This is a genomic window from Cupriavidus sp. FW305-46, from assembly GCF_058787075.1.
This window is the reverse complement of sequence record NZ_JBYSZI010000003.1, coordinates 161744-173528: the sequence shown is the minus strand read 5'-3', so window position 1 is coordinate 173528 and position 11785 is coordinate 161744. Positions and strand designations below refer to the sequence as shown.

10 protein-coding genes are annotated in these 11785 nt (G+C 67.2%); 7 read left to right on the top strand and 3 right to left on the bottom strand.

Annotated elements, in window-relative coordinates; genetic code table 11:
* The 4 genes from AC3WON_RS02730 to AC3WON_RS02715 all read left to right on the top strand — a co-directional run.
* Nucleotides 1-832: phosphoglucose isomerase-related protein (locus tag AC3WON_RS02730; RefSeq protein ID WP_492351086.1), on the top strand; the 832-nt coding region annotated here is incomplete at its 5' end.
* Between the two features lie 28 nt (nucleotides 833-860).
* Nucleotides 861-1772, top strand: a complete 912-nt coding sequence (locus AC3WON_RS02725) for a carbohydrate kinase family protein (protein WP_492316973.1) — start codon at nucleotides 861-863, stop codon at nucleotides 1770-1772.
* A gap of 206 nt (nucleotides 1773-1978) precedes the next feature.
* Nucleotides 1979-2332, top strand: a complete 354-nt coding sequence (locus tag AC3WON_RS02720; RefSeq protein ID WP_492351085.1) for a toxin-antitoxin system TumE family protein — start codon at nucleotides 1979-1981, stop codon at nucleotides 2330-2332.
* Nucleotides 2333-2698 carry an HVO_A0114 family putative DNA-binding protein gene (locus tag AC3WON_RS02715; protein ID WP_492351084.1) on the top strand — a complete coding sequence of 122 codons (366 nt, stop codon included), beginning with the start codon at nucleotides 2333-2335 and terminating at the stop codon, nucleotides 2696-2698.
* Between the two features lie 30 nt (nucleotides 2699-2728).
* Here AC3WON_RS02715 and AC3WON_RS02710 read toward each other — a convergent pair whose 3' ends face one another.
* On the bottom strand, nucleotides 2729-3442 hold the full coding sequence (locus AC3WON_RS02710) for a PA4824 family protein (RefSeq protein WP_492351083.1): 714 nt from the start codon (nucleotides 3440-3442) through the stop codon (nucleotides 2729-2731).
* A 446-nt stretch (nucleotides 3443-3888) separates the two neighbouring features.
* Between AC3WON_RS02710 and AC3WON_RS02705 the strand changes: the two genes are divergently transcribed.
* The 3 genes from AC3WON_RS02705 (at nucleotide 3889) to AC3WON_RS02695 (ending at nucleotide 7433) form a co-directional block, all read left to right on the top strand.
* Nucleotides 3889-5214 carry an MFS transporter gene (locus AC3WON_RS02705; RefSeq protein WP_492351082.1) on the top strand — a complete coding sequence of 442 codons (1326 nt, stop codon included), beginning with the start codon at nucleotides 3889-3891 and terminating at the stop codon, nucleotides 5212-5214.
* 1 nt (nucleotide 5215) lies between these two features.
* Complete coding sequence (locus AC3WON_RS02700; protein WP_492351081.1) at nucleotides 5216-6454, top strand: metal-dependent hydrolase family protein; 1239 nt, start codon at nucleotides 5216-5218, stop codon at nucleotides 6452-6454.
* A 73-nt stretch (nucleotides 6455-6527) separates the two neighbouring features.
* Nucleotides 6528-7433, top strand: coding sequence for a LysR substrate-binding domain-containing protein (locus AC3WON_RS02695; RefSeq protein ID WP_492316968.1), 906 nt, complete (start codon nucleotides 6528-6530; stop codon nucleotides 7431-7433).
* A 4-nt stretch (nucleotides 7434-7437) separates the two neighbouring features.
* Here AC3WON_RS02695 and AC3WON_RS02690 read toward each other — a convergent pair whose 3' ends face one another.
* A complete protein-coding gene (locus AC3WON_RS02690; protein WP_492316967.1) occupies nucleotides 7438-8409 on the bottom strand; it encodes a Bug family tripartite tricarboxylate transporter substrate binding protein in 972 nt (323 codons plus the stop codon).
* 496 nt (nucleotides 8410-8905) lie between these two features.
* The gene (locus AC3WON_RS02685; RefSeq protein ID WP_492351080.1) at nucleotides 8906-11719 is read right to left on the bottom strand and encodes an autotransporter family protein; all 2814 of its coding nucleotides are present in this window, start codon (nucleotides 11717-11719) and stop codon (nucleotides 8906-8908) included.
* Nucleotides 11720-11785 lie beyond the last annotated feature (66 nt).

Sequence of the window (11785 nt, the reverse complement as noted above, 5' to 3'; positions counted from 1 at the left end):
CTTCTCGCTGTGGTCGGCGGTGGGGTTGTCGATCGCCGCGGCCATCGGCTTCGGGCGCTTCCGCCAATTGCTGGACGGCGCGCGCGCGATGGACCTGCATTTCGCCAGCGCACCGCCCGAGCGCAACCTGCCGATGATCCTGGGCCTGCTCGATGTCTGGTACCGCAGCTTCCTCGGTGCCGGCAGCCGCTGCGTGGCGCCCTACTGCGAGCCGCTGGAACTGCTGCCGGCCTTCCTTCAGCAACTGGAAATGGAGAGCAACGGCAAGTCCGTGCGGCTTGATGGCGGCGCGCTCGATGCGGGCTCGGCCGCGGTGGTGTGGGGCACCACCGGCACCAACGGCCAGCACGCCTACTTCCAGATGATGCACCAGGGCTCGCAGCTGGTTCCAGTAGACTTCATCGCCACGCTGGAACCCGTGAGCGACTTGCCCGGCCACCATACCAAGCTGCTGGCCAACTGCTTTGCGCAGGGCGAAGCGCTGCTGCGCGGGCGCACCGCCGACGAAGTGCGCGCCGAAGGCGTGCGCGACGAAGCGCTGGTGCCGCACCTGGTATTCGAGGGCAACCGGCCCAGCAATACGCTGCTGCTGCAGCGGCTGGACCCGTACCACCTGGGTGCGCTGCTGGCGCTGTCGGAACACCGCACCTTCGTGCAGGGTGCGCTGTGGCAGATCAATTCGTTTGACCAGTGGGGCGTGGAACTCGGCAAGAAGCTGGCCGCGCCGATCCAGCGCGAACTGGAAGGCACGGCCGGCGCCGCCGCGCATGATGCCTCGACCGCCGCACTGATCCGCCGCGCCCAGGCAGTGCGGGCAACGGCCGCAAGCTAACGCGCGGCAGACAACACAGGAGACTCCGATGTCCACGCCCCTTCCCCGCTATGTCGTGTTCGGCGAAGCCCTGACCGACATGGTCCGACAGGCCGACGGCAGCTGGCTGGGCCTGCCCGGCGGCTCTTGCTGGAACGTGGCGCGCGTGGGCGCCCGGCTGGGCATTGCGACCGCCTTTGCCGGCGCCGTCAGCCAGGACCTGTTCGGCGATGACCTGGCGCAGGCCAGCGCTGACGCCGGCTTGGACAGCCGCTTCCTGCAGCGGGTGGCGCGCTCGCCGTTCCTGGCCTTTGTCGCGTCACGCCATCCGCCGCAGTATTTCTTTGTCGGGGACGACAGCGCGGACCTGCATTTCGATCCGGTCCGCTTGCCAGAGGGCTGGCGCCACGTGGCAGAGGTGATCCACTTCGGCTCCATCAGCCTGGTGCGCCAGCCGCTGGCGGCACGGCTGTGTGAAGAAGCCACGCTGGCCGCAACCGCGGGCAAGCGCATTGCCTTCGACCCCAACTTCCGGGACCTGATGCGCGCGCCGGGCTACGCCAACGTCCTCGCACACATGCTGCGGCTGGCCAGCTACGTCAAGATCTCGGACGAAGACCTGGCCGGGCTCTTTCCCGCGCTCGACACCAACGCAGCACTGGCGCAGGTACGCGCCATGGCGCCCGATGCAACCGTCATGCTGACGCGCGGCGCGCATGGCATGACGTTGCTCAAGGGCAGTGTTGTCGTCGAGCAGCCCGCGCTCGCAGTTGATGTGGCCGACACCGTCGGCTGTGGCGATGCGGCGATGGGCGGCTGGATGGCCGGCGTGCTGTCCGGCGCGGCGCGCGACCTTGCCGCACAGGCGCGGCTGGCTGCCGCGGCGGCGGCCATTGCCGCGACCCGGGCCGGCGCGTATCCGCCACGGCGCGAGGAAGTGGAAGAACTGCTGGCTGTTTGAAGGGCCAAGGAAAGCCGTTTGGGAAAGCTCTGAATATGCACCAGATTTCGAGAAAGTAACCTCCTCGCTACATTGTCGGTGGCAAAGTGCTGTGCTAGCCAGACGAGCCTTGGCCACAGGCAACGTTATTCTGCCGCCCTATGGGCATACGAAACTATGCAAAGCGGTCGGGCTCGCCATACTTATCACACTGTGATAGCATCGCTATGCGCGACCGTAGCCTCGACACACTGTTGGACCTGGATGGACTCCGCTTCGTCATAGATGACGAGAGCTTGCATTGGGTGAAAATCGTGGTGCGCACCTGCCCTGTCTCGCAGGAACGCCCTCACGGACTGAGGTATTCGCTGACACTGCATGACAGGATTGGCTGCCGTTTGCTTGGCTTTGACAATGTGCACGGCATCAATGAGGGATCCGGGCCAGGAGTGCGGACGCGCATTGAATACGACCACCAGCACATGGCGGCGGGCATTCGATTCTACGACTACCAGGATGCTTCCACGTTGCTGGAAGATTTCTGGACAGAGGTCGACAAGATCCTGCAGCAAAAGGAGTGAATGATGAGCGGCAACCTCAAGATTGGCATCGCCTCACTGGAAGACTTCAAGGCCCGCACCATGGCCATCGCCCGCGGCAAACTCAAGCCCGGAAAGGATGAGCCCAAGGTCTGGTTTCAATCGCTGGACGTGCTGGCAAAGGTCCTGTCCCCAGCCAATCGCCAATTGCTTGCGCTGATCGCGGAAACGAATCCCGAATCGCTCGAAGAGCTCTCGCAGAAAACCGGACGCGCCGTGTCGAACCTGTCGCGGACACTCCACACGATGGAGGGCTACGGCCTGATTCACTTCGAACAAGGGCCGCGCCGCAGGCTTGCTCCGCGCGTTGACTACAGCGGCGTAGAGCTTGAGCTTGCTTTCCACTAACGTCCGCTGACATGGCCGGCACGCTTGCCGCTACGGCAGGAACGCCGGCGACAGCAGCCGCAGCCCGATCGTAAAGAAGCGCGCGCCGGTACCGCCACCGAACACGTTGCCGTAGGTGGTATCGACCTGCACGCGGTCCTGCACCACCCAGAAACGGAATCCCGCCTGGAACGACGGCTTGCCGCGGTTCTCGCCGAAGGTCTCGGCGATCAGGAACACGCGCGGATGCAGTTCCGTCTCCGTGCCTGCGCCCCATGTCATGCGCGTCTGGTTGTTCTCGGTGTCGCGGTTGGCGCCCACGTTCAGGTGCGCGACGAAGCGGTCGTCGGCAAATGAGACCGACACCGGCAGGTTGAGATACAGGTTGCCGAACAGCTTGCGTTGCTCGGCATTGGGATGATGGATAAGGCCGCCGGACAGCGCAATGCCGTAACCGTTGGTTTCCAGCGGCTTCAGCAGCGTCTTGGCCTGGAATTGCACATTGGTGGCATCCAGCCCGCCATCGATCCGCTGCAGCGACCCGCCCAGCGTCAGCTCCAGATTGCCGGTGGGGTTGCAACCCGGCAGCGCCCACAGTTCATTGCCGCCGGACTGGAACTGCATCCACGATTCCAGCTGGCAGGACTTGGGATCGACAATGCGGGCATCGTCAGTGATCAGCGGCCGGGCCGCAAGCGCCGGCCGGCAGGCCGCGGCCACGATGGCCACAGCGGCCAGACGCACGAAGAACTGGTGCCACACCATGGCAACCCTCCTGGCAAATACCGCCACATGGCCGCCAACCATACGCGCAGGCCATGACAAGACATTGAAGGACAGGAAGGGAAGAACGGCACCGGCGGGCACAGGCTTGCACCTGGCCACGGGGGACGCTGCAGGGCGCGATGCCATCACTGCAGCGAAAGACTGCAGTGGCTCAGCGCACCCCGACGGCCTGAGAAACTTCCCTTCCGCGAGAATGACTGGGACAACTGTCCACGGATAACTCCGCTGATAAGAACGGGGCGCAGTGTAACGGCAGGCCGGCATCACGGTCAACCCGAGCCATGCGCCACGCGCATGCATTCATGCGGAGATATCGCTACCGTCTGCGCCCCGCCTTCTCCTAACATCGGCTGCACCATCTGCCAGGCCGGCTGAGACGACACCGGCTCTTGCCCCCGGCAGCTGCCACAGAGGAGGAAGCACCCATGCAAAACAGCGCTGCGCCAACGAGCGCACCCTACACACCGGCAGGCCCAGCGGCGCCCGCCATCCAGCCCAGCCAGCGCCGCCGCGCCATCATCGCCACGGTGATCGGCAATGGCCTGGAATGGTTCGATTTCACCGTCTACAGCTTCTTCGCGGTCATCATCGCGAAGCTGTTCTTCCCCACCGGCGACGACCTCAGCTCGCTGCTGCTGGCCGTGGCCACCTTCGGCGTGGGCTTCTTCATGCGCCCGGTGGGCGGCATCGTGCTGGGCATCTACGCCGACCGCGTGGGCCGCAAGGCGGCACTGTCGCTGACCATCCTGCTGATGGCGCTCGGCACCACGCTGATCGGCATTGCGCCCACATACGACCAGATCGGCATCTTCGCCCCGCTGCTGATCGTGGTGGCGCGCCTGATGCAGGGCTTCTCCGCCGGCGGCGAGATGGGCGGCGCCACCGCCTTCCTGACCGAGTATGCCCCGGCGCGCCAGCGTGCCTACTACTCCAGCTGGATCCAGGCCAGCATCGGCGTGGCCGTGCTGCTGGGCGCGGCGGTGGGCACCTACGTCACCAGTTCGCTGAGCACCGAGGCGCTCAACAGCTGGGGCTGGCGCCTGCCGTTCCTGCTGGGCATCGTGATCGGCCCGGTGGGCTACTACATCCGCCACCACCTCGATGAAACCCCGACCTTCCGCGACAACGCCGAGCGCGCCGATTCACCGCTCAAGGAAATCGTGCAGGCCTACCCGCGCGAAACCCTGGCCAGCTTCTCGATGGTAATCCTGTGGACGGTGTGCACCTACGTGCTGCTGTTCTACATGCCGACCTACGCCGTCAAGGTGCTGAAGGTGCCGCAGGCCGATGGCTTTATCGCCGGCATGGCGGGCGGCAGCGCCATCATGGTGTTCGCGCCGCTGGTGGGCCTGCTGGCAGACCGCATCGGCCGGCGCGTGCTGCTGAGCGGCTCGGCGCTGCTGATCCTGGTGCTGGCCTGGCCGATGTTCGCGTATATCAACCATGCGCCCGGCCTGGCTTCGCTGCTGGTGTTCCAGCTGGTGTTCGGCGTGCTGATCGCCACCTATACCGGCCCGATCCTGGCGGCCTTCTCCGAACTGTTCCCGGCGCGCGTGCTGTCGACCGGCCTGTCGGTGGCCTACAACTTCGCGGTGACGATCTTCGGCGGCTTTGCCTCGTTCATCATCACCTGGCTGATCGCCACCACCGGCAGCAGCATGGCCCCGGCCATCTACGTGATGATCGCCGCCGCCATCAGCCTGGCCGGCACCCGCTTCGTGCGCGAACCTTCCTACCTGCAACAACGCTGATATGTCCCAGAGTCCCCAGATCCTTTTCCACGGCGGCGATGTGCTCGAACCCGGCACGGGCGAGCTGCTGCGCGGCCACGACGTGCTGGTTGAAGGCGAGCGCATTGCCGCGGTCGGCCCGGCCATCGATGCCCCCAACGCACAGCACATCGACGCGCGCGGCAAGACCGTGATGCCCGGCCTGATCGACTGCCACGTGCATGTGCTGGCCTCGCTGGCCAACCTCGGCCTGAACGCGGTGCAGCCCAACGTGCTGGTAGCGATCCGCGCGCTGCCGATCATGCGGCGCATGCTGGAGCGCGGCTTCACCACCGTGCGCGATGCCGGCGGCGCCGACTGGGGCCTGTCGCAGGCCGTTGCCACCGGGCTGGTGCCGGGACCGCGCATCTTTGCGTCGGGCAAGGCGCTGTCGCAGACCGGCGGCCATGGTGATTTCCGCCCGCGCTCTGACGTGCTGGAACCCTGTTCGTGCGCGTTCCGCGCCGGCGCCATCGCGCGCGTGGTGGACGGCGTCGACGCGGTGCGGCTGGCCGTGCGCGAAGAAATCCAGAAGGGCGCCAGCCAGATCAAGATCATGGCCTCGGGCGGCGTGGCCTCGCCCACCGACCCGATCGGCAACACCCAGTACAGCGAAGACGAGATCCGCGCAATCGTGGCCGAAGCCGAAGCCGCACAGACTTATGTGATGGCCCACGCCTACACCGGCCGCGCCATCACGCGCGCGGTGCGCTGCGGCGTGCGCACCATCGAGCACGGCAACCTGGTCGACCGCGCCGCCGCCGACGAGATGCGCAGACACGGCGCCTTCGTGGTGCCGACGCTGGTCACCTACGACGCGCTCGCGCGCGACGGCGCCCGCCTGGGCCTGCCGGCCGACTCCGTGGCCAAGATCGAGACCGTGCGCCAGGCCGGCCGCGACTCGCTGCGCATCTATGCCGATGCCGGCGTGCCGATGGGCTATGGCTCGGACCTGCTGGGCGAGATGCACGACCACCAGTCCGAAGAGTTCCGCATCCGCGCCGAGCTGCTCGGCAACCTGGAAGCGATCCGCTCGGCCACCTCGATCGCCGCCGCCATCCTGCAGCGCGAAGGCGAGCTTGGCACCGTGCGCGCCGGCGCGCTGGCCGACCTGCTGCTGGTCGACGGCAACCCGCTGGCCGATATCGGCCTGATCGCCGGCCAGGGCGAGCGCCTGAGCGTGGTGATGCAGGCCGGCCGCATCCACCGCCGCGCCGGCTGATCCGGGCGGCGCGCCCCACCCGCTGGCCCGCGCCCGCGGTCTATCATGGGGGCTTCTCTGACCGGAAGCCCCCATGCGCATTTCCCCGCTCCCGCCCCTGCCCAACCTGGTCGCGTTTGAAGCCGCGATGCGCCACGGCAGCTTCACCCGCGCCGCGGCCGAACTGCACCTGACCCAAAGCGCGATCAGCCGCCAGGTGGCCCAGCTGGAAGACTTTCTCGGGCGCAAGCTCTTTATCCGCGAACCGCGCGCGCTGCGCCTGACCGTCAGCGGCCAGCGCTATGCCGAGGTGGTGCAGCGCCTGCTGGTGGGCTGCGCCGAAGCGACCGAAGACGTGATGAAGGTGCGCAGCCATACCGCCCTGACGGTGGCGTGCTCCAGCGGCGTGGCGGTGCTGTGGCTGACGCCGCGGCTGGCCTCGTTTCGCGAGGCGCACCCCGAAATCCAGCTGCGCCTGACCGTCAACGACAGCCTGGCGTCACTGTCGCCGGCGGAGTTCGATATCGCCATGTACTACCTGCGCGAGGGCCCGCCGCCCGGACTGGCGGCGCGACGGCTGTATGGCGAGGAAGTGTTCCCGGTGTGCGCGCCGGGCTATCTGAACGGCCGCACGCTGGCCCCGGCCGCGCTGGCCAATGAAACGCTGCTGATGCTCGACGACGGCCAGCGCCAGTGGATGTCCTGGCAGACCTGGCTGGCCAACCAGGGCCTGCCCGATGCCACGCTGCGCAACGTGCTGACCTCCAACCAGTACCCGATCCTGCTGCAGCTGGCCATGGAAGGTCAGGGCATCGTGCTGGGCTGGCGCCATATGATCGACGCGTGCCTGCGCGAAGGCCTGCTGGTGCGCGCCAGCGAGGCCAGCGCCAGCCTGGGCGGCGGCTACTACGCGGTGTGGCCGCGCGACCGGATGGAACCGGCCGCGGCGCGCGCGTTCCGCAGCTGGCTGGTGCGGCAGGCGACGCCTGCACCAGCCTGATTGCTCAGGAACCCGCCTTGTAGTTCGTATCCTTGACGATCTTCGCCCACCTTGCCGCATCCTCGGCAATGGTCGCGGCGAACTGCTCCGGCGTGCCGCCCACCACCTCATAGTCGATCGCTGCCAGGCGCTGCTTGATCTCGGGCTGCGCCAGGATGCGGTTCACCTCCTGGTTCAGCCGCGTGACGATTTCCTTGGGCGTGCCAGCCGGTGCCAGCAGCCCCGCCCAGGAATTGAAGGCCATGCCGTCATAGCCGGCCTCATGCATGGTCGGCACGTCCGGCAGCGCGGGCGAGCGCTTGGACGCGAACACCGCCAGCGGGCGCAGCTTGCCGGCCTTGATCATCGCCATGCCGTTGAACGGGTCGATGGTCATGTCGACCTCGCCCGCCACCACCGCCTGCATCTGCGGCCCGGTGCCGCGGTAAGACACGCTGACGACGTCCGGCGTGCCCGCCGCGGACTTGAAGGTGGCACCGATCAGCTCAATCATGCTGCTGCCGGCCGACAGGCTTAGCGGCTTGGTCTTGGACTTGGCCAGCGCTACGAACTCCTGCACGGTCTTGGCCGGCACCGACGGATGGACCACCATCACGAAGCCGATATTGCTGATCTGCGAGATCGGCGCAAAGCTCTTCAGCGGCTCATAGCCCGCCTTGTACAGCACCGGGCTGAGGGTCTGCGCGCCGGCGCTGTTCAGCAGCAGCGTGTAGCCGTCCGGCGCCGCGCGCGCCACGATGTCCGTGCCGATGATGCCGTTGGCGCCGGGGCGGTTTTCCACCACCACCGACTGCTTGAGCGCTTCGCCCAGCTTCTGCGAAATCAGCCGCGCCACCACATCGGTGGCCCCGCCTGGCGCAAACGGCACCACCATGCGGATGGGCTTGCTGGGATAGGTGTCACTCCAGGCCAGCGCGGGCATCGCGCCCAGCATGGCGGCGCACAGCATCAGGCGGCGGCGCGAGTTCGGTTTCATCGGGTTGTCTCCTGGACGGCGGTTGTCGGAAGCCGGCACCGGCATGGCCAGCCATGGCTGGCACCTGCCTTTATTCATATTTGTGAATTGGATTTTACGCACATAAATTATCCCGTCAACCGAGGGTATGTGCGGACAGGCGAGTGCTGCCATGCGTTTACATGCTGCTCGGCCTGTCGCCTGAGGCTGGCGGCGTCTACACGCTATGCACTAGGGCGAGCCGCGGGGGGCGCCAGCGTTGGTGCATACGCCCGGCGCGATCGCCGCGGCGGCACTTATGCGGAAAGTCAGAGTCTTCTGCCGTTCAGGGAAGTCGGCCGGCGCCATTCCCTGTCAGGAATTGTTTCCACATTCACCTCTCGAACTGTGGGAGTTGGTGAACTGATATGGCATCGGACGGCAACAGCAACTTGCCTGCCGCCTCCCCGTGCGCGACTCAGCTATTGCAATCACATGCTGTTCCCAAAGCTTGTGACACCCCGCACGCTCATACCAGCTACCAACGAATCCGCATGCCAAGATTCCCCGTCCATGCCTGGCGGTAGTCGCCCGACACATCGGTCAGGTAATCCACCTCGGCATACAGGCTGACGCGCTCCTGCACGCGGGCCGCCACGCCCAGGCCGAACTGCAGCGAGGTCGAGCCGAAGCGCGTGGGCACGGCAGCCGCACCGTTGTACACGGTCTCGTCAGTACCGGAGAACTCGCGCCACAGATTGACGCGCAGGTAGGGCTCCACCAGGCGGCCGCCGGAGTCGAAGGTGCGCTTCAGCCGCAGACCAAGCCGGCCCACGTAGGCGTTCGATTCATTGAAACTGACTTGCGCCGCGCCGTCGTTGAAGCCATTCATCGACACGAACTGGGCAATGAGCTGCGCCTGCGGCTCCAGCGTCAGCCCGCTGCCGAGCGCCAGCGGATAGCCGCCTTCCAGCGACAGCGTGGTAGCGGTGCCGCGGGTGCTGCTGTCCATGCCGTCGCGCGACTTCATGTCGGCGGACAGCCAGGTGACCATGGCCACGGCGTCGGTGTACCAGTTGGTGGGGCCCACGTGGGTCCAGTAAGCGCCCAGGCTGTAGCCGTCGATATCCAGCGAGCCGCTGAGCAGGCCGGACTGCGCCAGCGTAAAGCCGCGCACATCGCCCTTGGCCCGCGCATAGCTGGCGAGCACGCCGACGCGGTCCTGGTGCTGGCTGTCGCGCTGCCAGGTGTAGAGATCCTGCCCCAGTTGGAAGCCCGCGATGTGGCCGTCGAACTGCGGCGCGGCGTCACCGCTGTAGCGGTTGTCGGTGCTTTCGCCGAAGACCCTGCCCCAGGCGCCGCTCCAGGCGCCCTTGCCGGTCAGCAACGACTGCTCGCCCTGGCGCTGGTGGAAGGTGTCAAGGGTGGTGATCGCCAGCTGACGCGACGTAGCCACCACTGCGCTTTGCACCGCCACGTCGGCGCGGTAGATCGGCACTTCCAACGGCCCGTCCTGCGGTTGCGCCAGCACGATCGCGGGGGGCAGCACCACCGGCGCGCCGGGGGCCTGCTGCGGTATCGGCTGCTGCGCGGTCACCACCGGGACGGTCGAGCGCAGGTACCAGTTGTCCTGCGATCCGCTGCTGACGCCGCCCTTGTACAGGAAGTACTGGTACGGGCCAGCCTTGACCGTCTGCGGCATGCTGAACGCGGCGGCATCACTGGTCGCGCCGTTGGTGGCCTGCACCACCATGATGCCGTCTGCAACAGTCGCCGCCCCGCCGCCGCCCACGTTGTTGACCGACAGCAGCGACTGGCCGCCGATGCGCCCCTGCGACACGATCAGCCGGTCGGCCGCAGCGCCGTCGCCGGCCAGCACCGCATCCACCTTCAGCGTGCCGCCGTTGCCGGTGTAGTTGCCGGCGATAGTGAGCCGGTTGGCGGCGCTGCCGCCGGTGAGGTCGATGGTGCCGGCATTGGTCACGCTGGCAAGCTGCCCGGCGGTGATGGCGCGGATGGCCGCCGCCGTGCCCGGCACTGCCTTCAGCGAGCTGGTGGCATCGAGCGTCAGCGCGCCCGTACCGGTGCCGCTGTCGCCGAGCACCAGGTCGCCGTCCATCGACAGGCCGGAGCCGCGCTGCAGCGCCATCGATTCCCAGTTGACAAAGCGCGCCACGCCGCCGGCCTGCGCGTTGTCCAGCGTCAGCGCATCCGCGCCCAGGCCGCCGTCGAAGGTGGCCGTCGGCGCCAGCTTTGCAGCATCCAGATTGCGCAGCGTGGCGCTGTCGTTGTCCGGGCCCATGTCGATGCGGCCCAGCACGGTGCCGCCGCCGTCCCATGTCAGCGTGTCGCTGCCGAAGCTCAGCAGCGCCGAGCCTTCGAGCCGCCCGCCGGTGATGGTGAGGCTGTCGGTGCCGCCGCTGACGCTGATGTTGCCCCCGATCACGCCGCCGGACAGGAGGATGGTGTCGTTGCCAAAACCCGCCACCAGGTTGCCGCGGATGGTGCCGCCTGACATGTCGAAGATGTTGTTGTCCAGCTTCATGTCGACGCGGCCGATGGTGCCGCCGGTCATGGTCGCGACGTCGCCGTCTTCGAACGCGCCCACGATGGTGCCGCCCGACATGAAGAAGGTGTCGCGGGTATCGCCCTGCTGCAGCGAGCCGATCTGGCCGCCGGTCATGCGGAAATCGTCGGACATGGCGCCCTGTGCCACCGCACCCGTGATGACGCCATCGGAGATGACGGCGCGGTTGCGGCCATCGCCCTGGCTGACGGCACCCTCGATCCTGCCGCCCTCCATGGTGAAGCTGTCCGCGCCCGCACCGAACTGCACGGCATTAGCGCCGCTGCCCTGGATATTGCCGCTGTTGACCAGGCTGCTGTCGCCGCCGCTCAGCGACACGCCGGGGCCAGCCGTGCCGGTGACCTGGCCGCGGTTGACCACCGCGTTGCCGCTGCCGACGCCGAGCACGCCAGTGCCGCCGCTAATCGTGCCGGTATTGGCCAGCGTGTTGCCGTCGCCGGCCAGCGATACCCCCGCGAACCCGGCTGCGGCGGTGAGCTGGCCGGCGTTGGACAGCGTACTGGCGTTGCGCAGGCGGACCGCATCGGCACCGGCAACGTTGAGCGCCGCACCCTGGTCCACGGCGACGTTCACGTTGCTGCTGCCTGCCACGGCGTCGATCCGCTGCGGGTCGGGGTTGGGCGCGCCGCTGTTGCAGGTCACGGTCTCGCCGGAGGCCGGGTTGTACGGGTCGCCGGTGCCTGTCGTCGTCACGCAGGCGGCGTGAACCTTGCAATTCAGGGCAGAAGCGGCAATCAGCGACGCGTAGACCAGATGTCTAGCCACGATGGTCCTCCCGGGGGCGTTTGTTTTTCGTTATTCGGGCAAGAGCAAGTGCAGCTCTCGTCTATG